The 22,526-nt window shown below is 70.3% G+C and carries 19 protein-coding genes and 1 pseudogene; 13 read left to right on the plus strand and 7 right to left on the minus strand.

Annotation, left to right across the window (positions count from 1 at the left end):
* Positions 1-116: 116 nt before the first annotated feature.
* The 3 genes from AB0J67_RS28720 to AB0J67_RS28730 form a co-directional block, all read right to left on the minus strand.
* Positions 117-1,373 (minus strand): phosphatidylserine decarboxylase, encoded by a 1,257-nt coding sequence (locus tag AB0J67_RS28720; RefSeq protein ID WP_363486603.1) that lies wholly within the window; start codon positions 1,371-1,373, stop codon positions 117-119.
* 167 nt (positions 1,374-1,540) lie between these two features.
* Entirely contained in the window at positions 1,541-1,813 is a 273-nt protein-coding gene (locus tag AB0J67_RS28725) for a hypothetical protein (protein ID WP_363486604.1), read from the minus strand.
* Positions 1,810-3,126 carry a PspC domain-containing protein gene (locus AB0J67_RS28730; RefSeq protein ID WP_363486605.1) on the minus strand — a complete coding sequence of 439 codons (1,317 nt, stop codon included), beginning with the start codon at positions 3,124-3,126 and terminating at the stop codon, positions 1,810-1,812. The genes AB0J67_RS28725 and AB0J67_RS28730 overlap by 4 nt, the downstream gene beginning before the upstream one ends.
* A gap of 147 nt (positions 3,127-3,273) precedes the next feature.
* Between AB0J67_RS28730 and AB0J67_RS28735 the strand changes: the two genes are divergently transcribed.
* The 7 genes from AB0J67_RS28735 to AB0J67_RS28765 all read left to right on the plus strand — a co-directional run bounded on the left by AB0J67_RS28735 (position 3,274) and on the right by AB0J67_RS28765 (position 11,148).
* Positions 3,274-4,509: a PspC domain-containing protein gene (locus AB0J67_RS28735; RefSeq protein WP_363486632.1), complete on the plus strand. Its 1,236-nt coding sequence runs from the start codon at positions 3,274-3,276 to the stop codon at positions 4,507-4,509.
* Positions 4,510-4,579: 70 nt separating this feature from the next.
* Positions 4,580-5,233: a response regulator transcription factor gene (locus AB0J67_RS28740; protein WP_363486606.1), complete on the plus strand. Its 654-nt coding sequence runs from the start codon at positions 4,580-4,582 to the stop codon at positions 5,231-5,233.
* A 274-nt stretch (positions 5,234-5,507) separates the two neighbouring features.
* A complete protein-coding gene (locus AB0J67_RS28745) occupies positions 5,508-7,121 on the plus strand; it encodes an ABC transporter substrate-binding protein (RefSeq protein ID WP_363486607.1) in 1,614 nt (537 codons plus the stop codon).
* A 93-nt stretch (positions 7,122-7,214) separates the two neighbouring features.
* A complete protein-coding gene (locus AB0J67_RS28750) occupies positions 7,215-8,123 on the plus strand; it encodes an ABC transporter permease (protein ID WP_363486608.1) in 909 nt (302 codons plus the stop codon).
* Complete coding sequence (locus AB0J67_RS28755; RefSeq protein WP_363486610.1) at positions 8,116-9,105, plus strand: ABC transporter permease; 990 nt, start codon at positions 8,116-8,118, stop codon at positions 9,103-9,105. Before AB0J67_RS28750 ends, AB0J67_RS28755 begins: the two co-directional genes overlap by 8 nt.
* A gap of 17 nt (positions 9,106-9,122) precedes the next feature.
* Complete coding sequence (locus tag AB0J67_RS28760; RefSeq protein ID WP_363486634.1) at positions 9,123-10,148, plus strand: ABC transporter ATP-binding protein; 1,026 nt, start codon at positions 9,123-9,125, stop codon at positions 10,146-10,148.
* The gene (locus AB0J67_RS28765) at positions 10,141-11,148 is read left to right on the plus strand and encodes a dipeptide ABC transporter ATP-binding protein (RefSeq protein WP_363486612.1); all 1,008 of its coding nucleotides are present in this window, start codon (positions 10,141-10,143) and stop codon (positions 11,146-11,148) included. The genes AB0J67_RS28760 and AB0J67_RS28765 overlap by 8 nt, the downstream gene beginning before the upstream one ends.
* Before the next feature lie 203 nt (positions 11,149-11,351).
* Here AB0J67_RS28765 and AB0J67_RS28770 read toward each other — a convergent pair whose 3' ends face one another.
* Positions 11,352-11,666: a chorismate mutase gene (locus tag AB0J67_RS28770; protein ID WP_363486614.1), complete on the minus strand. Its 315-nt coding sequence runs from the start codon at positions 11,664-11,666 to the stop codon at positions 11,352-11,354.
* Positions 11,667-11,867: 201 nt separating this feature from the next.
* On the minus strand, positions 11,868-13,682 hold the full coding sequence (locus tag AB0J67_RS28775; RefSeq protein WP_363486616.1) for a bifunctional metallophosphatase/5'-nucleotidase: 1,815 nt from the start codon (positions 13,680-13,682) through the stop codon (positions 11,868-11,870).
* 328 nt (positions 13,683-14,010) lie between these two features.
* Here AB0J67_RS28775 and pcrA point away from each other — a divergent pair, with 328 nt between their 5' ends.
* A complete protein-coding gene (gene pcrA, locus AB0J67_RS28780) occupies positions 14,011-16,425 on the plus strand; it encodes a DNA helicase PcrA (protein ID WP_363486618.1) in 2,415 nt (804 codons plus the stop codon).
* Positions 16,426-16,641: 216 nt separating this feature from the next.
* On the opposite strand, the gene AB0J67_RS28785 is transcribed toward pcrA, so the two are convergent.
* Both AB0J67_RS28785 and AB0J67_RS28790 read right to left on the minus strand, forming a co-directional pair.
* Positions 16,642-17,460 (minus strand): M23 family metallopeptidase, encoded by an 819-nt coding sequence (locus AB0J67_RS28785; RefSeq protein ID WP_363486620.1) that lies wholly within the window; start codon positions 17,458-17,460, stop codon positions 16,642-16,644.
* A gap of 274 nt (positions 17,461-17,734) precedes the next feature.
* The gene (locus AB0J67_RS28790; protein WP_363486622.1) at positions 17,735-18,454 is read right to left on the minus strand and encodes a M23 family metallopeptidase; all 720 of its coding nucleotides are present in this window, start codon (positions 18,452-18,454) and stop codon (positions 17,735-17,737) included.
* Positions 18,455-18,782: 328 nt separating this feature from the next.
* Between AB0J67_RS28790 and AB0J67_RS28795 the strand changes: the two genes are divergently transcribed.
* From AB0J67_RS28795 to AB0J67_RS28815, 5 genes and pseudogenes are all read left to right on the plus strand, one after another.
* The gene (locus tag AB0J67_RS28795; protein WP_363486624.1) at positions 18,783-19,190 is read left to right on the plus strand and encodes a cobalamin B12-binding domain-containing protein; all 408 of its coding nucleotides are present in this window, start codon (positions 18,783-18,785) and stop codon (positions 19,188-19,190) included.
* 288 nt (positions 19,191-19,478) lie between these two features.
* Positions 19,479-20,141, plus strand: coding sequence for a hypothetical protein (locus tag AB0J67_RS28800; RefSeq protein ID WP_363486626.1), 663 nt, complete (start codon positions 19,479-19,481; stop codon positions 20,139-20,141).
* Positions 20,142-20,327: 186 nt separating this feature from the next.
* On the plus strand, positions 20,328-21,506 hold the full coding sequence (gene sucC, locus AB0J67_RS28805; RefSeq protein WP_363486628.1) for an ADP-forming succinate--CoA ligase subunit beta: 1,179 nt from the start codon (positions 20,328-20,330) through the stop codon (positions 21,504-21,506).
* 7 nt (positions 21,507-21,513) lie between these two features.
* A complete protein-coding gene (gene sucD / locus AB0J67_RS28810) occupies positions 21,514-22,401 on the plus strand; it encodes a succinate--CoA ligase subunit alpha (protein WP_363486630.1) in 888 nt (295 codons plus the stop codon).
* 26 nt (positions 22,402-22,427) lie between these two features.
* Positions 22,428-22,526, plus strand: a pseudogene (locus AB0J67_RS28815) (SGNH/GDSL hydrolase family protein); the annotation flags it as partial.

Genomic DNA, 22,526 nt, shown 5'->3' on the forward strand with positions numbered 1-22,526 from the left:
TAACAAAAAAAAAAAAAAAATAAAAAAAAAACTACACACCCAAATCTAAAACCCCACCCCCCCCCCGCCGCCGGGCCCGGAAGGCCGGGCGCGCGGTCCGCGGGGAGTGGGGCGGGTCAGCGCAGGCGGGCGATGACCGTGGAGCCGCCGACGACGCGGTCGCCGGGGGCGACCAGGGCCTCGGCCTTGTCGGCGGGCAGGTACACGTCGGTGCGGGAGCCGAAGCGGATCAGGCCGAAGCGCTCGCCCTTGGCCAGCAGCGCGCCGATCGGGGCCCGCTGCACGATGCGGCGGGCGATCAGGCCGGTGCGCTGCGCGACCACGACCCGGCTGCGGTCCGGGGTCTCCAGCACGGTGTACGCCGCCACGTTGTGCTCCGCCTCGGGCTTCATCGCGTTGGCGTAGCCGCCGTCCTCGACGAAGTAGTCGACCACCTTGCCGGCCACCGGCGCCCGGTTGACGTGCACGTCGAGCACGGACAGGAACACCGCGATGCGCAGGAACTCCTCGTCGGCGAAGCGCTCGTCGTAGATGTGCTCGACGCTGAGGACCTTGCCGTCGGCCGCGGCGACCACGGCGGTCGGGTCGGCCGGGATGTCGCGCTCCGGGTCGCGGAAGAAGGCCGCCACGGGACCGGCCAGCAGGGCCGGCAGCACCCACGCCTTCGACTTCGGCCGGGTGGCCTTGAGGAACGCGGCGGCGCCCAGCGCGATGCCGGCCGCGGCCACGCCGTTGGAGTCGATGTTCATGGTGCCGAACAGCGGCACGCTCGACGGGCGGAAGGCCGGGCTGAGCTTGGCGGCCACGCTCGCGTCCACGTCGGTGAAGCGCAGCCGGTGTACGCGTACCGGCGGGGTGTTGCGCAGCACCAGGTCGGAGCCGACGCCCTGGCGGGCCGCGATGCGGTCCAGCTCGTCGGTCGCACCGCCGGACAGGCCGGGCAGCGCCACCGCGGCGATGATCAGCAGGCCGCCCTCGGCGACGTACTTGCTGAGCTGCTCGACGGTGTTGCGGGCCTCCTCGCCGGAGCCGACCACCGGCTCGGCGACGATGACCAGGTCGGCGGACTCCGCGGCGGCCAGCTCGTCGACGACCTTGACCCGCTCGGCGAGGAAGCTGCCGAGGGTGGCCAGGTGGCCGGCGACGGTGGCGTCCGCGGCGACGACGGTGAGCCGGTCGCCGGGCAGCAGCGCGTCGAGCGCCTCCGCCAGCACCAGGGAGTCCGCGGTCGCGCCGACGAGCAGCGCGGTCTTCGGGCCCGCGTGGCGGGCGAGTTCGGTGGTGAGCGTGCGGGCGGCTCGGTCGCCGATGCGGATCTGGCCGAGCGGGCCCAGCGCGGGGGTGTCGGGGCGATCGGTCGGGTACTGGCTCATGCCTGCTCCTCGCTGTGCTTCATGGTCGGCTCGCTGCTCATGCTTGCTTCTTGCCCGTCGACGGCATGAGCCTCACCGAGCCGTGTGGTTCGCTCGCTCGTCCACCGGTCAGCATAGAGCGCCCCTCACCGCGGGCTCGCGCGGTGAGGGGCGCTGTGGGGACACGCTCAGTCGGCGCGCTCGGGTTCGGGCTGCTCGGCGGGTGCCGGGTCGGCGGTTTCCGCCGGGGCGGCCTCGGCCTCGACCGCGGCCGGCTGCTTGCTGGGCGACAGCGCGCCGAGCACGGCGAGCACGCCCAGGATGATCAATCCGCCGGCGATGAACCAGCCCAGCGAGGGCAGCTCGACGTCGAACGCGTGCCGGGCCAGGAACGCGCCCGACACCAGCAGGAAGACCAGGCCGAAGAACAGGGATACCGAATCGGTGCGGTGCGGCTTCACCGGACCACCTCCGCGTGGCCGAGGTTGACGTCGAGTTCGAGACGCAGCATGCCGCCGCCCTTGCCGTCGGGGCCGAGGCTGGTCTGGGTGTCGCGCTGACCGGCCCCGCTGATGCCGCGGCCGAAGACGTCCGCGTCGGCCAGGTTGACCCTGGTCTCGACGATGACGTCGGTGTCCTGCGGCACGATGATCCGCAGCTGGCCGGCCGTGATCTGGGCGGTGACCTGCACGTCCTGACCGGTGAAGTCGAGCGCGGTCAGGTCGAGCACGGCCTCGCCGAAGCGGTGCTCGTACCGGTCGTGCAGCTCGGCCATGGTGGCGGGCACCCAGACCACGTTGCCCGCCTGGGTGCGCTCGCGGCTCCAGTCGCCGCCGGCGGCGACCATCGGCAGGACCAGCGCGAGCACGATGCCGATCAGGATCCAGCCGCGGGCGCGGCCGAACCAGGCGCCGATGACCAGGCCGAGACCCGCCACACCCAGCGCTGCCGCGACGTAGGTGCTGCCCGGCACGGAGACGCCGGCCATGTCGGCCATCGCCAGCCCGCCCAGCACGAGCATGACCAGACCGAAGATGAGGCGGCCGAGCCGGGACGGCTCCGGCTTCACCTTGGGCGCCTTGAGCGGCGGCGGCGGGGGAGGGGGCGGTGGGGCAGCCGGGGCGTACGGGCCGTGCGGGGCGAACGGGGCACGGTATCCGGCCGGGTCGACCGGCGGGATCGGCTCGGTCACCATGGCGTGCGCCGGGGCGGCGGGGACGGTGACCGGCGCCGCGGCGTACTCCGGCGGCAGGTAGGTCGCGCCGGGCTTGCTGCGCGGCGGCCGGGCCGGGCCGCCCGGGGTGTTGCGGCTGACCACCAGCGCGGCGATGACCAGGCCGATCGCGGCGACGACGGCGACCTCGAAGCTGTTGGTCACCGCGCCGATGAGGATCACCGTGAGCACGCTCAGCACCAGGGCGAGCGTCGACGAGGTGCCGGAGTAGCCCCGCCCGAACAGCGCCTCGACCGGCGAGGCGGTGTCGTCCTCGGCGGGCGTGAGCAGCCACGCCCCGAGGTAGATCACGATGCCCACGCCGAAGATGGCCAGCACGCCGAGCAGCACGCGCCACAGCAGCGGGTCGGTCTTGGTGGCGCGGCCCAGCGCGCCGCACACGCCGGCCAGGTAGCGGCCGTGGCGCGGCCGGATCAGGCCGTACGGCGCGGCCCAGGAGACGTATGGGGAGGGCTCGCCCGGCGGTGGGGGCGGGGGCGCCGCGGGCGGGGCCTGCCCGGGGGGCGCCGCGCCGGGTGGCGTGGAGGTCTCGTCGCTCATGCTGTCGATGGTGGCCCCCGGGCGGCCCGACCTGCCTCAGGCGGTGACCCTGAACCGACCCTGAGATGCGGCGGCGGCCTGTATCCGGGGTCTCACCCGTGGGCGCGGGCCCCGCCCTCGTGAAACCATCGATCCGTGCAGCCCTCCGTGCCCGATCACCCCCGCCTGACCCGTTCCCGGTCCGACCGCCTGGTCGCCGGGGTGGCCGGGGGCATCGCGGCGAACGTACGCCTGTCGCCGACGCTGATCCGGATCATCTTCGTCCTGCTGCTGCCGATCAACGGGCTGGGCGCGCTGCTGTACGCCGCCTTCTGGGCGGTGCTGCCGGCCGCGCCCGGCGAGCCGTCGCGGCGCTCGCTGCTGCGGCTGGCCCCGTTCCTGGCCGCCGGGCTCGTCCTCATGGTCATCAGCACGCTGCTCAACAACGGCGGCATCGGCATGACCGTGGGCTGGCTGGTCGCCCTGGTGGCGGTCGGCGCGGGCATCATCTGGCACCAGAGCGACCCGGACCGCCGCCAGCGCTGGTCGGACCAGTCGCCCTCGGCGCCGTGGCTGGCCGCGCTCTCCGACGGCGACCGCCGGATCTACCTGCTGCGCTTCCTGGCCGGTGGGGTGCTGGTCGCGGTGGGCATCCTCGGGCTGGTGTTCCTCTACTCCCCGGTGGTCGAGGGCGTCTCCTGGGCCGACATGTGGCGTGCCGTCGCGTTCGCGCTGGTGGCGCTCGCCGGGGTGGGGCTGGTCGCGGCACCGGTGCTGTGGCGGACGCTGGTCGCGCTGCGTACCGAGCGGGAGGGCCGCATCCGGGAGCAGGAGCGGGCCGAGCTCGCCGCGATGGTGCACGACCAGGTGCTGCACACGCTGGCGCTGATCCAGCGCAACGCCGCCGATCCGACGGCGGTGCAGCGGATCGCGCGCGGCCAGGAACGCAGCCTGCGCAACTGGCTCTACCAGCCGACCGGCTCGCCCACCGAGCACTTCGCCGCGGCGCTGCAGCAGGCGGCGGCCGAGGTGGAGGACACCTACGGCATCGCGGTGGAGGCGGTGGTCGTCGGCGACCGCACCGTCGACGACAAGGTCGCCGCGATCGTGGCCGCGGCCCGCGAGGCGCTCGTCAACGCCGCCCGCCACGCCCAGGTCAAGAGCGTGTCGTTGTACGCCGAGGCCGAGCCGACCATGCTGAGCGTGTTCGTCCGCGACCGCGGCAAGGGGTTCGACCTGTCCGGCGTCGAGGAGCGGCGGCACGGCGTCCGTGGTTCGATCATCGGGCGGATGGCGCGGCACGGCGGCCAGGCGGAGATCCGCAGCGAGGTCGGCGAGGGCACCGAGGTCAGGCTGACCATGGCGGTGACCTCTCCCAAGGAACGTAGCGAGGAGAAGGTATGAGCGAGCGGAGCGAGCGAGTCGGGTGGCTCGGCTGTTCTCATGCCGCCGACGAGCGTAGCGAGGAGAAGGCATGAGCGAGCAGGGCGAGCGGCTGCGGGTGTTCCTGGTCGACGACCACGGGATGTTCCGGGCGGGGGTGCGGGCGGAGCTGGGCGCGCACGTCGACGTCGTCGGCGAGGCGGCCACCGTGGCGCAGGCCATCTCCATGATCGGGTCGATGGTGCCGGACGTGGTGCTGCTGGACGTGCACATGCCCGACGGCGGTGGGCGCGCGGTGCTCGACGCGGTGCGCCGGACACAGCCGCAGGTGCGCTTCCTGGCGCTGTCCGTATCCGACGCCGCCGAGGACGTGATCGGCCTGATCCGGGCCGGGGCGCGCGGCTACGTCACGAAGACGATCTCGCCGGAGGATCTGGTCGACGCGATCCGCCGGGTGGCCGACGGGGACGCGGTGTTCTCGCCGCGGCTGGCCGGGTTCGTGCTGGACGCGTTCGCGGCCCGGCCGGACGCGCCGGTCGCCGACCCGGAGCTGGACCAGCTGACCAACCGGGAGCGGGAGGTGCTGCGGCTGCTGGCGCGTGGTTACGCGTACAAGGAGATCGCCAAGGAGCTGTTCATCTCCATCAAAACGGTCGAGACGCACGTCTCCAACGTGCTCAGAAAGCTCCAGATGTCCAACCGGTACGAATTGTCACGCTGGGCGGCGGATCGACGCCTGGTGTGACTCTCGGTATCGCCCATAGATTGGGATGCCAGTTACGATGGTGTTTCGTTCCTAGATCAACTCAGGTCTGAAGCCCGCGCAAAACTGCTGGTCAAGACGCCGCGCGAAGATGTGAAAAATTTCTTTGCGGGATATCGGCGTCGTCCCGTCTCGGTAACGGGTTGGTATCAGGCCCTTCCGGCGCGTGGTCGCGGGGTGCGAAAGTGTGGCCACCTCACACCCCCTCGTGAGCGCCTGAGGAGGCACACGCATGCGTGGGATTACCCCATGGAAGGTGGCAGTCGGTCTGACCGCTGTCGCCCTGGCCGCCGCTGGTTGTTCCAGCGCCGACCCGGTTGAGCCCGAGAAGAAGGACGGCTCCTTCATCATCAGCTGGAGCGAGCCGCAGAACCCGCTGATCCCGGCCGGCACCTCGGAGACCCAGGGTGGTGTCGTCATCGACGCCCTCTTCACGGGTCTGACCAGCTACGCCGCCAAGGACGCCAAGACCGAGATGGCGAACGCGGAGTCGATCACGTCGGCCGACAACGGCAAGACCTGGACGGTCAAGCTCAAGTCGGGCTGGAAGTGGCACGACGGCACCACCGTCACCGCCAAGAACTACGTCGACGCGTGGAACTACGGCGCCTACTCGCCGAACGGTCTGATCAACGGCACCTTCTTCGCTGACATCGACGGCTTCGCCGACGTCCACACCGAGGACCCGGACGGCGAGGAGGGCCCGCAGAAGGCTCCGACCCCGGCCGCCAAGGAGATGAAGGGCCTCAAGGTCGTCGACGAGACCTCCTTCCAGGTCACCCTCGGCGCCCCGTCGAACCTGTGGCCGATCAAGGTCGGTTACTCGGCGTTCATGCCGCTGCCGGACGCCTTCTTCAAGGACCCGGCCGCCTTCGGCCAGAACCCGATCGGCAACGGCCCGTTCAAGCTGTCCAAGTGGACCAAGAACACCGAGCTGGTCGTCACCCGCTTCGACGACTACCAGGGCGCTGAGAAGCCGAAGGTGAAGGACGTCATCTTCCGCGTCTACACCGACGACGCCGCCGCCTACGAGGACGTCAAGAACGGCACCATCGACTTCCAGCAGCAGGTCCCGTCGGCCAAGCTGGTCGGCAACCTGTACAAGACGGACTTCGCGGACCGTTCCAGCAACAAGCCGATCTCGTCGTCGGCGTTCATCGCGATGCCGACCTGGCTGCCGGGTTACAACGACCCGAACATCCGCAAGGCCATCTCGATGGCGATCGACCGCCAGCTGGTGATCGACAAGATCTTCAACGGCACCCGTATCCCGATGAACGGCTGGGTCAACCCGAACATGTCCGGCTACAAGGCCGACGTGTGTGGGGCGAACTGCAAGTTCGACGCCACCGCCGCGAAGGCCCTCTGGGACGCCGCGCCGGTCAAGCCGAAGGACCTGTCGCTGGCCTACAACGGTGACGCCTCGCACAAGGGCTGGGTCGACGCGGTCTGCGGCAGCATCACCAACGCGCTCGGCGTGCCGTGCGTCGGCAAGCCGTTCCCGACCTTCGGTGAGTTCCGCACCCTGGTCACCACCGAGAAGATGACGGGCATGTCGCGTGCCGGCTGGCAGGCCGACTACCCGAGCATCGAGAACTGGCTGAACCCGCTGCTGAAGACGGGTGCGTCGTCCAACGACGGCAAGTTCTCCGACGCCGCCTTCGACGCCAAGCTGAAGGAGGCCGACGGCACCGCCGACCTGGCCGCCGCCGAGAAGCTGTACCAGGACGCCGAGGCCATGCTGCCCAACCTCATGCCGACCATCCCGCTGTGGCACTCGTCGCAGCAGACGGTCTGGTCGGAGAAGCTGGACACGGTTGTGATCAACACCTTCGGTGAGCTCGACCTGGCTTCGGTCACGGTCAAGTGAACTAGAAGACCCTGAATACGGGAGGCGTGCCGCGGCCCTAGCGGGCTGCGGCACGTCGCCCCGTGTTCGGCGAGGCTCAGTGAGGAGTAAGCCATGGGGCGGTATGCCCTTCGCCGGTTGCTACAGGCGATCCCTGTGTTCATCGGCTCCACGTTTCTCATCTGGTTCCTGGTGTGGGGACTGCCAGGCGACCCCTTCGCAGGACGTTGCGGCGAGCGCAAGTGCCCGGACGCCTACGTCACGTACATGACCGACAAGTTCAACCTGGACGAGCCGCTGTACGTCCAGTACCTCATCTACCTGAAGAACCTGCTGACGGGGAACTTCGGCCAGACGTTCAACGGCACCGAGATCGGTGACCTGCTGGCCCAGGCCTTCCCCATCTCCATCAAGCTGGCGCTGGTCGCCGTCGTCGCGGAGGCGCTGATCGGCATCACCGCCGGTGTGCTCACCGGCCTGCGTCGCGGCAGCTTCATCGACAACCTCGTGCTGGTGTCGACCCTGGTCCTGATCGCCGTGCCGATCTTCGTGATCGGTCTGGTGGCCCGCTACGCGCTCGGCCTGTCGTCGGTGTCGCCCGACGCGCCGTTCGTGGAGCTGATCATCCCCGGCATCATTCTGGCGAGTGGATCGATGGCCTACATCACCCGGTTGACAAGGGTGAACCTGGTGGAGAACCGGCGGGCGGACTACGTGCGCACCGCGGTGGCCAAGGGCCTCACGCCCAGCCGCGTCACCGGCGTGCACCTGCTGCGCAACTCGATGATCCCGGTGGTCACCTGGCTGGGCCTCGACCTGGGCGCGCTGATGGGCGGTGCCATCGTCACCGAGGGCATCTTCAACATCCGCGGCATCGGCGGGCTGCTCTTCGGCGCCATCAGCCGGCGCGAGTCCGGCATCGTCGTCTCGATCGTGGCGATCCTGGTGCTGGTCTACCTCATCGTCAACCTGCTCGTCGACCTTCTGTACGGGGTCTTGGACCCGAGGATCCGCTATGAGTAGCCCCGAGGTGGCGACCGCCACCAGCCCGACCGAGCCCCCCGCCGCGCCGGTGACCCCGGCCGCCGCCGAGCCGGCTCCGCGCAAGGAGAAGTCTCGCGGCCTGTGGAGTGACGCCTGGTACGAGCTGCGGCGCAAGCCGCTGTTCGTGGTCTCCGCGATCCTGATCGCGTTCTTCGTGCTGATGGCGGCGTTCCCGCAGCTGTTCAGCTCGGTCGACCCCGGTTACAAGGACCTCAACCGGAGCCTCACCCCGCCGGACTTCGGCGCCTGGTTCCAGTTCGGCCAGGGCGGCCAGTTCGGGTACGACGTGCAGGGCCAGGACATCTACGCCCGGGTCATCTACGGCGCCCGTGCCTCGATCGTCGTCGGCGTCTGCGCCGTGCTCGGCAACATGCTGCTGGGCGGCTTCTTCGGCATCCTGAGCGGCTACCTGGGCGGCTGGATCGACAGCGTGCTGGCGCGTTTCGGCGACGTCTTCCTGGGCCTGCCGTTCGTGCTGGGCGCGCTGGTCATCCTGTCGACCTTCGCCCCGGTGCAGAGCAACCCGAGCGCCTTCCGGATCACCAGCCTGGTGATCCTGACGTTCATCGCGCTCGGCTGGCCGTCGTTCGCCCGCATCATGCGGGCCGCGGTGCTGTCCACCAAGCAGCTCGACTACGTGCACGCCGCGAAGGCGCTGGGCGCCAAGCCGGGCCGGATCATCTTCCGGCACGTGCTGCCCAACGCGGTGGCGCCGATGGTGGTCGTCGGCACGATCACGCTGGGCGGGTACATCGGCGCGGAGGCGACCCTGTCGTTCCTCGGTGTCGGCCTGCGTGAGCCGGTGGTCTCCTGGGGCATCATGATCGGCGACAGCCGCCAGTACATGGAGCCCGCCCCGTACATGATGGCCTTCCCCGCGGCATTCCTCGTGATCGCGGTGCTGAGCTTCGTCATGCTCGGTGACGCCGTCCGCGACGCTCTCGACCCGAAGCTGCGCTAGGAGGCGACGTGACGGACATCAAGGTGAACACCGCGCCCGTACTCGGCGCGGACAAGAAGGCGGGCGGCCACCTCCTCGAGGTGGAGAACCTGCACGTGGAGTTCCGCACCCGGGACGGCATCGCCAAGGTCATCAACGGCGTGTCGTACCACGTGGACGCCGGCGAGACGCTGGCGGTGCTGGGTGAGTCCGGCTCCGGCAAGAGCGTCACGGCGCAGACCATCATGGGCATCCTGGACACCCCGCCGGGGTTCGTCACGGGTGGTTCGATCCGCTTCCGCGGCAAGGACCTGCTCACCATGCCGAAGGACGAGCGCCGTCTCGTCCGCGGCGAGGGCATCGCGATGGTCTTCCAGGACGCGCTCTCGGCGCTGAACCCGGTCTTCACGGTCGGGTTCCAGATCTCCGAGCTGTTCCGCAAGCGGCGGGGCATGAGCCGCGCCGACGGCATGAAGCGGGCCGTCGAGCTGCTGGACCAGGTCAAGATCCCGGCCGCCAAGACCCGGATCAAGGACTACCCGCACCAGTTCTCCGGCGGTATGCGCCAGCGCGTGATGATCGCGATGTCGCTGGCGCTGGACCCGGAGATCCTGATCGCCGACGAGCCCACCACGGCTCTCGACGTGACGGTGCAGGCGCAGATCATGGACCTGCTCGCGGAGATCCGCCGCGAGCGGAACATGGGCATGATCCTGATCACCCACGACCTCGGCGTGGTCGCCGACGTCGCGGACCGGATCGCGGTCATGTACGCCGGCCGGATCGTGGAGCAGGCGGACGTGCACTCGCTGTACGCCAAGCCCTGCCACCCGTACACGATGGCGCTGCTGGACTCGCTGCCGCGCCTGGACCTCAAGGGCCAGGAGCTCAACACCATCAAGGGTCTGCCGCCGAACCTGATGCGCATCCCGTCGGGCTGCGCGTTCCACCCCCGGTGCTCGATGGTGCGGGACATCTGCCGCAGCGAGCGTCCGGCGCTGCTGCCGATCGGCAACCGGGCCAGCGCGTGTCACTTCGCAGAGGAGCTGGTCGGCCGTGAGTGAAGTGATCCTGGAAGTCCGCGACCTGGTCAAGCACTTCCCGATCCGCCAGGGCGTGCTCTTCAAGAAGACCGTCGGGCAGATCAAGGCGGTGGACGGCGTCTCGCTCGACCTGTACAAGGGCGAGACCCTGGGCATCGTCGGCGAGTCCGGCTGCGGCAAGTCGACGCTGGCCAAGCTGCTGATGAACCTGGAGACGCCGACCGCCGGGTCGATCCGTTACCAGGGCCGCGACGTGCTGCGGCTGTCCCCGGGCGACCAGCGCCGGCTGCGCCGCAACATCCAGCTGGTCATGCAGGACCCGTACACGTCGCTGAACCCGCGGATGACGGTCGGCGACATCGTCGGTGAGCCGTTCGAGATCCACACCGACGTCGCGCCCAAGGGCGACCGGCGCCGGAAGGTGCAGGAGCTGCTGGACGTGGTCGGGCTCAACCCCGAGCACATCAACCGCTACCCGCACCAGTTCTCGGGCGGTCAGCGGCAGCGCATCGGCATCGCCCGCGCGCTGGCGCTGCGTCCGGAGGTCATCGTCTGCGACGAGCCCGTGTCGGCACTCGACGTGTCGATCCAGGCGCAGGTGATGAACCTGCTGGACAGCCTGCAGAACGAGTTCAACCTGTCGTACATCTTCATCGCCCACGACCTGTCGGTGGTGCGCCACATCGCCGACCGCGTGGGCGTGATGTACCTCGGCAAGATGGTCGAGCTCGGCAAGGACGACGAGATCTACGACTCGCCGACGCACCCGTACACGCAGGCGCTGCTGTCAGCGGTGCCGGTGCCGGACCCGACGGCCCGCCAGCACAAGACGGTGATCCGGCTGGAGGGCGACGTGCCGTCGCCGGCCAACCCGCCGTCGGGCTGCCGCTTCCGCACCCGCTGCTGGAAGGCGCAGGAGATCTGTGCCACGCAGGAGCCGCTGCTGCAGATCAGCGCGCGGTCGGCGCACCCGAGCGCGTGCCACTTCGCCGAGGCGCGGGATGTGGTGCACGCGGGGTAGGTGATGTCTCCCGGCGGCGGACGGTCGGTTGGGTTGAGCCTCCGGCCTGACCGCCCGCCACCGGGTCAACATAGAGCAGGGCACCGTCCGCGTCGCGGGCGGTGCCCTGTGCATAACCGTCGCCCGCGGTAGCGGCCGCTCGGCGTCATCCGGAGCGAAGCGGAGGATGACGTCGATTAAGGCCGCGGTAGCCGGCGAGCATGTTACAGCGGTCCGCGGCCGGCGCGCAGGATGAGCAGGGCGAGCTGGGTGCCGTCGGGGCCGAGCTCGGCGCGGAAGCGGTCCATGATCTCGCGCTCCCGGCTGAGCACCAGCCGGGTGCCGCCGGAGGCGACGCGGGTCTTGCCGACCTGTTGCGAGATGGCGGCGCGTTCCTTCCACAGCGCGATGAGGGCGGCGTCGATCTGGTCGATGCGCTCGCGCATCGAGGTGATCTCGCCGGCCGCCTCGGGCGCGTCGGTGCCGGTCTCGTGGGTGATGGCGCTCATGTCGAACTCCTCAGTGGGATTGTCGCTCATCAGAGGCCCCGGAAAGGCGAAAAGCCCCGGGCTCTGGGAGCCCGGGGCTTTTCGTCAGGTCTGCGTGCTCAGCGGCGACCTACGACTGCCGGGTTCCCGGAGCCATAGGTAAAGTAGAACGCCTGCTTGATCACGTCGCCAAGTATGCCATGAATGCCTCGCGACGCAAGCACCTCGACCATCATGTGAGACCTCGACCGATCAGCCGAGCTTGGTGATCCGGTTGGCCGGACCCGGTGCCACCGGACCCGCGGCCAGGTACGCCACCAGCGCGTCGACGTCGAACCCGGGCGCGTAGACCCGTCCCGTGCCGCCGGTCAGGGTGGTGAACCCGTCGCCGCCGTTGGCCAGGAAGTCGTTCGTCGTGACGAGGTAGCTCGCCGCCGGGTCGATGGCCGTCCCGTTCAGCTTGATGTCGGACACCCGCGAGCCGAGCGGCAGCGTGGTGTTGTACGAGTACGTGAAGCCCGCCGAGACCTGGAGGATCTTGGTCGTGGTCTGGCCCGCGTGACCCGCGAACTGCTGCTCGAGCACCTCCTTGAGCTGCGCGCCGGTGAGCGAGTAGGTGGTCACCAGGTTGTTGAACGGCTGCACCGTGAAGGCCTCGCCGTAGGTCACCTGGCCGCCGGCCTCGCCGCCGGGCGAGTTCGCGAAGGTCAGCGGCGCCCGGATGCCGCCCGGGTTCATCAGCGCGAGCTGCGCCCCGGCCGAGGCCGAGTAGGCCAGCTGGGCGTCGGCGATGACGTCGCCGAGCGGGCTCTCACCGCTGGCCGCGACGTCGCGGACGATGTCGGCGGAGATGCTGCCGACCACGCGGTTGGCCAGCGGCGCCACGGCGGTGCGGTACTTGTCCGCGATCACCTTGGCGGCCGGGTCGACGAGCGCGGGGTTGCGCACGAAGACGTTCGGCCCGGTGCTCTGCCAGGTGCCGTCGGCGTTGCGCACGCCGTTCTCCACCACGACGTTCTGCGCCTCGATCGAGGCGAACGTGCGCGAGCGCTTGTCCAGGGTCAGCGTGATGTCGGTGACCAGCTGGCCGTTGGTGCCGGCGCTGGTGACGACCACCGGCTTGCCCGACTTGTTCGGCAGCGAGCAGGTGTAGAAGCGGTGGGTGTGCCCGGAGACCACCACGCCGATCTCGTCGCGCAGGCCGGCCACGATCGGCGAGATCACGCCGGTGAAGCCGTCACAGGTGGAGACGTTGCCGGTGGGACCCTGCTGGCCGCCCTCGTGCAGCAGCAGCACCTGGGCCTTCACGCCGAGCAGGCGCAGCAGCGCGCTCCACAGGTTCGCCGTCTCGACCTCGTCGCGGAAGTCGACCGTGGTGATGCCGGCCGGGTTGACGATGGTGGGGGTGCCCTCCAGCGTCATGCCGATGAAGCCGACCGGGACGCCGTCGATGAGCTTCACCTCGACGGGCGGCAGGATCGGCAGCTTGGTCCGCTTGTCGGTGACGTTGGCGGCGAGGTACTGGAACTCCGCGCCGTCGAAGCCGTCGCCGGCGAAGCAGCCCTCGACCGGGTGGCAGCCGCCGTGCTGCATGCGCTTGAGCTCGGTGACGCCCTCGTCGAACTCGTGGTTGCCGACCGAGGTGACGTCCAGGCCCAGCTCGCTGAGCAGCTCGATGCTCGGCTCGTCGTGGAAGGCCGCGCTGACCAGCGGGGTGGCGCCGATCATGTCGCCGGCGCCGACGGTGATGACCTTCTGGCCCGCCGCCTCGCCCTCGGCGCGCAGCTTCTTGACCCAGTGGGCCAGGTATTCCACGCCGCCGGCGGGGGTGCCCAGCACGGCCGCGCCGCTGCCGGTCGGCGGGTCGATCGCGCCGTGGAAGTCGTTGAACGCCAGCAGGTTGCCGTGTGCCGTCTGCCCGGCCGGCGACGCGGCGAGGTTGACCGAGACCGGGGACAGCGGGGTCCACGCCTCCGCCGGTGCGGAAGAGGCGCCCGATCCGCTACCGAGCGGAATCGTCGCCACCACGGCCAGCGCCAGCGCGGGAATCGCCAGGTGCCGTGTCATGCCTGCCCAGCCCCGAGAACGGGGGTGATTCATGGGGGGCCTCCATAGTCTGCGTCGCGCAGCGGTGCGCGACGTGAGGGTATGAAGGCATCCTTGCGTATCCGTTTCGGCGGCGCTACGGCTGTCCGGTGGTGCTCGTGCGTCCATCTCGCTACGGCGGGGTTTTCGGGCGCCCGGGCTACCTGGCGCCCCCACCGATTGGGAAGGGCACCTTCTTATACGCGGAGCGTTAAGAAGGTGCCCTTCCTTTTAGTGAACCGCCGGGGAGACCGGGGCGGGCGGTGCCGAGATGGGGGATGTCGGTGCCGGCGCATAGACTCTCCAGACGATGCATGCGCTCTTCGATCTCCCCGAGATGACGCCGTCCGGGGAGACGCCCTCCGCCGTGAAACCGCCCGCCGACCAGGCGTCCGGCGGTGCCTCGCCGCCCCGCGACCGCGCCCCGGGCGACCCCGCGGCCCGGGTGGCCGCGCTGCTGGAGGGGCTGAACGAGCCGCAGCGCGCGGCGGTCACCCACGAGGGTTCGCCGCTGCTGATCGTCGCCGGAGCGGGCTCGGGCAAGACCCGCGTGCTCACCCAGCGCATCGCATACCTGCTGGCCGCCCGCGGCGTGCACCCGGGTGAGATCCTCGCCATCACCTTCACCAACAAGGCCGCCGGCGAGCTGCGGGAGCGGGTAGCCGCGCAGGTCGGCAACCGGGCCCGGATGATGTGGGTCTCCACGTTCCACTCGGCCTGCCTGCGCATCCTGCGCGCCGAGCACGAGCACGCCGGGCTGAAGTCGTCGTTCACCATCTACGACGCCGACGACTCGCGCCGGCTGATGCAGCTGGTCTCCCGCGAGCTCGACCTCGACCCCAAGCGCTACCCGCCGCGCAGCCTCGCCGCGCAGGTGTCGAACCTGAAGAACGAGCTGGTCGACCCGGAGGCGTTCAGCCCGCACGGGCCCGCCGAGCGGGTGCTCGCCGAGGCGTACACGCTCTACCAGCAGCGGCTGCAGCAGGCCCAGGCGCTCGACTTCGACGACATCATCATGCGCACGGTGCACCTGCTGCAGGCCAAGCCGGAGGTGGCCGAGAAGTACCGGCGCCGCTTCCGCCACGTCCTGGTCGACGAGTACCAGGACACCAACCACGCGCAGTACACGCTGGTCCGCGAGCTGGTCGGGGAGACCGGCGAGCTGTGCGTGGTCGGTGACGCGGACCAGTCGATCTATGCCTTCCGGGGCGCGACGATCCGCAACATCCTGGAGTTCGAGCGCGACTACCCGCAGGCCCGCACCATCCTGCTGGAGCAGAACTACCGCTCCACCCAGACCATCCTGAGCGCGGCCAACGCGGTCATCGACCGCAACAGCGACCGTAAGCCCAAGCGGCTGTGGAGCGACCAGGGCACGGGCGAGCAGATCGTCGGGTATGTCGCCGACAACGAGCACGCCGAGGCCGACTGGGTGGCCCGCGAGATCGACCGGCTCACCGACGCGGGCGCGGCCCGGCCGGGCGACGTGGCCGTCTTCTACCGCACCAACGCCCAGTCCCGGGTGTTCGAGGACATCTTCATCCGGCTCGGCCTGCCCTACAAGGTCGTCGGCGGGGTGCGCTTCTACGAGCGCAAGGAGGTCCGCGACGCGCTGGCCTACCTGCGCGCCATCGCCAACGAGGACGACACCGTCAGCATGCGGCGGATCATCAACACGCCCAAGCGGGGTCTGGGCGACCGCGCGGAGGCGGTGGTCGAGGCGCTGGCGGCCCGGGAGCGGGTCTCGTTCGGCGCCGCGCTGCGCCGGGCGGCCGACGCGCCGGGCATCTCGACGCGCGCCGTCAACTCCATCGGCGACTTCCTCGCGATGCTGGACGAGGCGCGTGAGCTGGCCCGCACCGCCCCGCCGGAGCAGGTGCTGGAGCTGATCCTGACCCGCTCGGGCCTGCTGTCGGAGCTGGAGGCGAGCCTGGACCCGCAGGACGAGGGCCGGGTGGAGAACCTCCAGGAGCTCGTCAGCGTGGCCCGGGAGTACGCCGAGCGCACCGCGGCCGCCGACGAGACGCCCACCCTCGACGGCTTCCTGGAGCAGGTGGCGCTGGTTGCCGACGCCGACCAGGTGCCCGTCGACGATCCGGACCACCAGGGCGTGGTCACCATGATGACGCTGCACACGGCCAAGGGCCTGGAGTTCCCGGTGGTCTTCCTGACTGGTCTGGAGGACGGCGTCTTCCCGCACCTGCGCTCGCTGGGCGAGGTCAAGGAGCTGGAGGAGGAGCGGCGGCTGGCGTATGTCGGCATCACCCGCGCCCGGCGCCGGCTCTACCTCTCGCGCGCGGTGACCCGGTCGGCGTGGGGTCAGCCGCAGTACAACCCCGCGTCGCGGTTCCTGGAGGAGCTGCCGCCGGAGCTGCTCGACTGGCAGCGCACCGAGGGCTCGTACACCTCGTGGGGCGGCCGGGGCGGTGGCATCGGCGGCCGGGAGCGCGCGCAGGAGCGCACGTCCAGCTTCGTCGGCAACACCTCCCGCGCCGCGGCGCTGGCGAGCCGGATCGGCGTCGACCCGAGCAAGCTGGCCACCGCGAGTGACCTGGCCGCCGCGCCGCCGTCGGTCTCGGCCGGCGACCGCGTCAACCACCAGCGGTACGGCCTGGGCCGAGTGCTCGCCGTGCAGGGCACCGGCGCCCGCGCGCAGGCGCAGGTGGACTTCGGCGACCAGGTGCTCTGGCTGGTGCTGCGGCACGCGCCGCTGGAACGGATCTGACCCGCCCGGACGACAGCTCAAGCGCGAAGCTCCGTCCCGCCGTAGGCACGGCGGGGACGGAGCTCGGGCGTTTACGGCGCAGACACGTGTGGCCTGGATCGCGAGATCCAGGCCACACGTGTCCGGGGGGACGGGGGATTTTCAGCTGCGGGGTGGCGCGGTGCGCGCGCCGGGGCACGCGCACCGCGTCCGGGATGGGTGTGCGGGGCTTGGCGCTTAGCAGTTGATCGGCACGCCGCGGGACTTCAGCCAGGCACTCGGCTCGATCTGGTTCCACATGCCCTTGTGCACCTCGAAGTGCAGGTGGGGGCCGGTGGAGTCGCCGGTGGAGCCCTCGTAGCCCAGCAGGTCGCCGGCCTTGACCTTCTGGCCGACCTGCACCGCGTCGCGGCTCATGTGGGCGTAGTGGGTGAAGTAGCCGTCACCGTGGTCGACGACGACGGAGATGCCGTAGCCGCTGTAGGCCCAGCCGGTGCTGAACACGGTGCCGGGGCCGACCGCGCGGATCGGGGTGCCGGCGGGCTCGGCCAGGTCGACGCCGGCGTGCAGCACGCCCCAGCGCTGGCCGAAGCAGGAGGTGACCTGGGCGCCCGGCATGGGGCTGCCCCACATCGGGGCGGCCTTGACCGGGGCGGCGGCGGCCTTCGGTGCGGCCTTCGGCGCGGCCTTGGGCACGGAGGTGCCCGCCTTGGCCTTGCTCTCGGCCGGCTGGACCGCCTTGGGCGCGGTCTTCGGGGCGGCCTTCGGCGCGGCCTTGGGGGCGGCGACGTTGGCCTTCGCGGCGGGCCGCGCGGCGCGGTCGGCGCGGTCGGCCGCGGCCTTCCGCTCGGTGGTGGACGTCTGGGCCACGGGTGTCACCGACTGGGGTCCGTTGTCGATGTTGGCGGCGACGAAGCCTACAGACGTGACGCCGGCCAGGACCGCGATGGCTACGACATGACGCGAGCGGCCGCGCAGGCCGCTACGGATCTTGTCACTCGCCAGGTCGAACTTGGCACGGGCCGCCTTGAGGAGTTCGGTGTTGCTGCCTTGCATGAGGTGGGAACCTCCGGGTCGTCGTTGACACGGGCTCGAACCAGATTGCCTGGTCAAACCGGGTCTGACCAGCCCGGCCCCGAGCCGATCCGGACATTCGGGTATGTACGACTCGGGAGTTATGTCCGGTTAATGCACCACGACTCGCCCCGAGTCCCGTCAGGGTCGAGTGACCTGCGTCACCCGACTCCGGTGGCCCGGACCACACGGGCGGCCCGCCGAATACGACAAAGCCGCCCGGGTGTCATGACACCGGGCGGCTCTCGGGTGGATTTCAGCTGATCGAGCCGTCGAACGCCGCTTCGATCTCCAATTCGAGATCGAGGCCGCGCTTCTTGAGCCACGGGATCGGGTCCACCGCCACGTCGTTGACGTGCACCTCGAGGTGCAGGTGGGGCCCGAAGGAGTGCCCGGTGCTGCCGGTGAGGGCGATGATGTCGCCCGCCTGCACCTTGTCGCCGACCTTGACCAGCAGGGAGCTCGCGTGGCCGTACACCGTGCGGACGCCGTTGCCGTGATCGACGATCACGCACTTGCCGTAGCCGCCGTTCCAGCCGGAGAGCACGACCGTGCCGGCGTGCAGCGTGGCGAACGGGACGCCCTCGTTCAGCGCGACGTCGACGCCCTTGTGCAGCTTGCCCCAGCGCTGCCCGTAGCGGGAGGTGAGGCGGAAGTCGTGGGCGGGCAGCACCCAGGCGTTCGGCGCGGAGGAGATGGAGGTGCTCAGCGTGCGGTCCTCGCCGCGGCTGGCGCGGTCGGCGGCGTCGCCACGCCCGGCGACGTCGGCCGCGGACAGCGCCGCGGCGTCGCCGATCAGCGCGTCGGTCTTGGCGTCGGAGATGCCCGCGCCCGCGCCGAAGGCGACGATGCCCGCGCCGACGAAGGCGGTGGTGACTACGGCTGCGTACCGGCTGCGCGAGGGGCGGGCGACGCGGCGCCGACCGCGATAGCGGTCACTTTCCCGTACCAGCTCCGGCCTGTATTGCTCGGGCACGTACAGCCTCCGTCATCGGTGGCGCCGGTGGGGGGCCCGACGCTCTGTCACCCACTTTGGGATGGCACTGCGGCACAACTTAACGAACCCGTAGGGGTAGGCACAAGCTCCTGCGGAGGCCCTCTTGGCCGTCGGTGCGACTGTCCGGCCCGGCTTGTCCGATACCACCCATATTCATACGTATATGTCGGCAATACGCTCGGTGATTATCGGCCGGGCAGCCCGTATATATAGGCGTCGCGCAGCGGGACCGCCGGACCGCTGGCAGTGATCGCCGGCAGGTGGGTTACCGTTCGTTAAGGTCAGTACGGCGGAGAGGTGAGCACTGATGGGCACTCGTATTCGCGTGGTTGTCGCCAAGCCCGGGCTCGACGGTCACGACCGCGGCGCGAAGGTGGTGGCCCGCGCCCTGCGCGACGCCGGCATGGAGGTCATCTACACCGGCCTGCACCAGACTGCCGAGCAGATCGTGGAGACCGCGATCCAGGAGGACGCCGACGCGGTGGGCCTGTCCGTGCTGTCCGGCGCGCACATGACGCTGTTCCCCCGCGTCGTCGAGCTGCTGCGTGAGCGCGGCGCCGGCGACATGGTCGTCTTCGGCGGCGGCATCATCCCCGACGCCGACATCCCGGAGCTGGAGCGGCTCGGCGTGGCGAAGGTCTTCACCCCGGGCGCGACCACCCACGCGATCGTGGACTGGGTGCGCGCCAACGTCGCCACCACCCAGCCCGCCTGAGGCGGACACGACGACGCCCGTGCCGATCGGCACGGGCGCGGTTCGTACTTCGGTTCCTGCTTTTCAGATGAAAAGGGAGGAGCCGGACGCACCCCTCACACGCCCGGCTCCTCTATGCACGACGCCCCGCCGCCACCCCTCGACCGACAGGGCATCGGCCGTTTGTGTCATCCCGCTTCGTCTTTTTGCTCAGCGCTCTGACATCAGACTCAACGACGGCCCGCGGCGGGGGTTACGGGGATTCTCGGGGTCACCGGAACGGGTGACGGACTGCTAGGTTCTCGCGCCATGACCACGCCTGAACCCACCCCCGCGGCGGCGCCCACCCTCCGCCAGACGATCCCCGCGGGACTGCCCCTCACGGTGCGCCTGTCCGGTGCCTGGCGTCACCTGCTCCGGCACCGCCGCAACGAGGTGGTGCTGATCTACCTCTTCGCGCTCTTCATCCTGCCGGTCGGCGGCTACCTCCTGCTGCACTCCGACGAGACCCTGCACAGCAGCCGGTACGGCGACATGAACTCCGGCCTGCTCGGCGTCGGGGCGCTGCTGCTCGGCCTCGGCGGTGCCGTCTCCCTGCCGATCAGCGCGCACCGCCAGCTGCGCCACGAGCCGCTGGCCGCCGACGCGCACGGTGTCTACGTACGCCCCAACCTCGACGCCAAGCGGGTGCTGCACCTGCCCTGGGAGCACATCGAGGCGATCTACCTGCGGAACTGGCACGGGCCGCAGCTGTGCGTCAAGCCGCGCGACGCCCGCATCGAGCCGCAGTTCAACCTGGCCCAGCGGGGCGACGTGGGTGCCCGCGCGGGCGTCGCGATCGCCCAGAAGCGTCGGATGAAGGCGCTGGGTACGAACATCCATGTCCCGATCGGCACCGCCGGGCAGACCCCGGAGGAGCTGCTCGCCGCGCTGCGCTACCAGGCCGCCGGCCGGGTGCCCGTGGGCTCGTGACACGGTGACGGCCGTCTCCGCCCGGTGTGCAGTTGGGCACACCGGGCGGTCATGCCGATACCTCACGCTGACCGACCGTTAGGCTGCGCGGAAGGCCCAGCCAGCGGAGGATGGGCAGTGGTCCCTACGCGTTGCAGCGGGTGTCCGGCCTGCGACGCCGTGGGCTAAGACAACAAAGAGGTATCGGTGGACCTGTACGAGTACCAGGGGCGCGATGTCTTCGAAAAGCACGGCCTGCCCGTGCTCGCCGGTGGCGTCGCCGAGACCCCGGAGGAGGCCCGCGCCATCGCCGAGCGGCTGGGCGGCCGGGTCGTCGTCAAGGCTCAGGTGAAGGTCGGCGGCCGCGGCAAGGCCGGCGGCGTCAAGCTCGCGGCCGACGCCGACGAGGCGTACGCCCGCGCGAACGACATCCTCGGCATGGACATCAAGGGCCACACGGTCCACAAGGTGATGCTGGCCGAGACCGCGAACATCGCGGAGGAGTACTACTTCTCCTATCTGCTGGACCGGGCGAACCGCACCTTCCTGTGCATCGCCAGCGTCGCGGGCGGCATGGAGATCGAGACCGTCGCCGAGGAGCAGCCGGAGAAGGTCGCGAAGATCGCGATCGACGCCAACCGCGGCGTCGACGAGGCGCTGGCCCGGGAGATCGTCACCGCCGGCCACTTCCCGGCCGAGGTCGCCGACCAGGTCGTCGCCATCGCGGTGGACCTGTGGAAGACCTTCATCGCCGAGGACGCCACCCTGGTCGAGGTGAACCCGCTCGCGAAGACCGCCGAGGGCAAGGTGCTGTGCCTCGACGCCAAGGTCACGCTGGACGAGAACGCCGGCTTCCGCCACGCCGACCACGAGGCGCTGGAGGACAAGGCCGCGGTCGACCCGCTGGAGCAGGCCGCCAAGGCCAAGGACCTCAACTACGTCAAGCTCGACGGCGAGGTCGGCATCATCGGCAACGGCGCGGGCCTGGTCATGTCCACTCTGGACGTGGTGGCGTACGCCGGTGAGCAGTTCGGCGGCGTGAAGCCCGCGAACTTCCTCGACATCGGCGGCGGCGCGTCCGCCGAGGTGATGGCGAACGGCCTGGAGATCGTCCTGTCGGACCCGGCCGTCAAGAGCGTCTTCGTGAACGTGTTCGGCGGCATCACCGCGTGCGACGCGGTCGCCAACGGCATCGTGCAGGCGCTGGCCATGCTGGAGGGCCGCGGCGAGCAGGTCACCAAGCCGCTGGTCGTACGCCTCGACGGCAACAACGCCGAGGCCGGTCGCGCCATCCTCGACGGCGCCAACAACCCGCTCGTCGAGCGGGTCGACACCATGGACGGCGCCGCCAAGCGCGCCGCCGAGCTCGCAGCGGCTGGGAAGTGATCTGACAATGGCCATCTGGCTCACCAAGGACTCGAAGGTCATCGTCCAGGGCATGACCGGCTCCGAGGGCTCCAAGCACACCAGGCGCATGCTGGCCGCGGGCACCAACATCGTCGGCGGCGTGAACCCGCGCAAGGCCGGCACCACCGTCGACTTCGACGGCACCGAGGTGCCGGTGTTCGGCTCGGTGGCCGACGCGATGGAGAAGACCGGTGCCGACGTCACCGTCATCTTCGTGCCCCCGGCGTTCACCAAGGGCGCCGTCGTCGAGGCGATCGACGCGGGCATCGCCCTGGCCGTCGTGATCACCGAGGGCGTGCCGGTGCACGACAGCGCCGCCTTCTGGGCGCACGCGGTCGCCACCGGTAACAAGACCCGGATCATCGGCCCGAACTGCCCCGGCATCGCGTCCCCGGGCGCCAGCAACGCGGGCATCATCCCGGCCGACATCTCCGGCTCCGGCCGCATCGGCCTGGTCTCCAAGTCGGGCACGCTGACCTACCAGCTCATGTACGAGCTGCGCGACATCGGCTTCTCGACCGCGGTCGGCATCGGCGGCGACCCGATCATCGGCACCACCCACATCGACGCGCTCGCGGCCTTCCAGGACGACCCGGAGACCGAGGCGATCGTGATGATCGGCGAGATCGGCGGCGACGCCGAGGAGCGGGCGGCCGAGTTCATCAAGGCCCACGTGACCAAGCCCGTCGTCGGCTACATCGCGGGCTTCACCGCCCCGCCCGGCAAGACCATGGGCCACGCCGGCGCGATCATCTCCGGCTCGTCCGGCACCGCCGAGGCGAAGAAGGAAGCGCTGGAGGCGGCGGGCGTCAAGGTCGGCAAGACGCCGTCGGAGACCGCGCGCCTGATGCGCGAGGTCATGTCCGGCCGCTGAGCCGCGACCAGGACATCGGAAAGGGCGCCCCCGGCGCCGACGTGCTCATGTTCCGGTTCGCCGACGTGATGTCGCGGCTGCCCGGCAACAACCTGGTCGCGCCGCGCATCCGCTTCCTCAACCAG

Origin of the sequence: Catellatospora sp. NPDC049609, from assembly GCF_040675365.1 — a bacterium.
Classification (GTDB): Bacteria; Actinomycetota; Actinomycetes; order Mycobacteriales; family Micromonosporaceae; genus Catellatospora.

Excerpts from the sequence above, each read along its gene's own strand:
- AB0J67_RS28720 (WP_363486603.1), bottom strand. The coding sequence starts at position 1,373 with ATGAGCCAGTACCCGACCGATCGCCCCGACACCCCCGCGCTGGGCCCG.
- AB0J67_RS28730 (WP_363486605.1), bottom strand. The coding sequence starts at position 3,126 with ATGAGCGACGAGACCTCCACGCCACCCGGCGCGGCGCCCCCCGGGCAG.
- AB0J67_RS28740 (WP_363486606.1), top strand. The coding sequence starts at position 4,580 with ATGAGCGAGCAGGGCGAGCGGCTGCGGGTGTTCCTGGTCGACGACCAC.
- AB0J67_RS28750 (WP_363486608.1), top strand. The coding sequence starts at position 7,215 with ATGGGGCGGTATGCCCTTCGCCGGTTGCTACAGGCGATCCCTGTGTTC.
- AB0J67_RS28755 (WP_363486610.1), top strand. The coding sequence starts at position 8,116 with ATGAGTAGCCCCGAGGTGGCGACCGCCACCAGCCCGACCGAGCCCCCC.
- AB0J67_RS28770 (WP_363486614.1), bottom strand. The coding sequence starts at position 11,666 with ATGAGCGACAATCCCACTGAGGAGTTCGACATGAGCGCCATCACCCAC.
- AB0J67_RS28775 (WP_363486616.1), bottom strand. The coding sequence starts at position 13,682 with ATGACACGGCACCTGGCGATTCCCGCGCTGGCGCTGGCCGTGGTGGCG.
- pcrA (WP_363486618.1), top strand. The coding sequence starts at position 14,011 with ATGCATGCGCTCTTCGATCTCCCCGAGATGACGCCGTCCGGGGAGACG.
- AB0J67_RS28785 (WP_363486620.1), bottom strand. The coding sequence starts at position 17,460 with ATGCAAGGCAGCAACACCGAACTCCTCAAGGCGGCCCGTGCCAAGTTC.
- AB0J67_RS28795 (WP_363486624.1), top strand. The coding sequence starts at position 18,783 with ATGGGCACTCGTATTCGCGTGGTTGTCGCCAAGCCCGGGCTCGACGGT.
- AB0J67_RS28800 (WP_363486626.1), top strand. The coding sequence starts at position 19,479 with ATGACCACGCCTGAACCCACCCCCGCGGCGGCGCCCACCCTCCGCCAG.
- sucD (WP_363486630.1), top strand. The coding sequence starts at position 21,514 with ATGGCCATCTGGCTCACCAAGGACTCGAAGGTCATCGTCCAGGGCATG.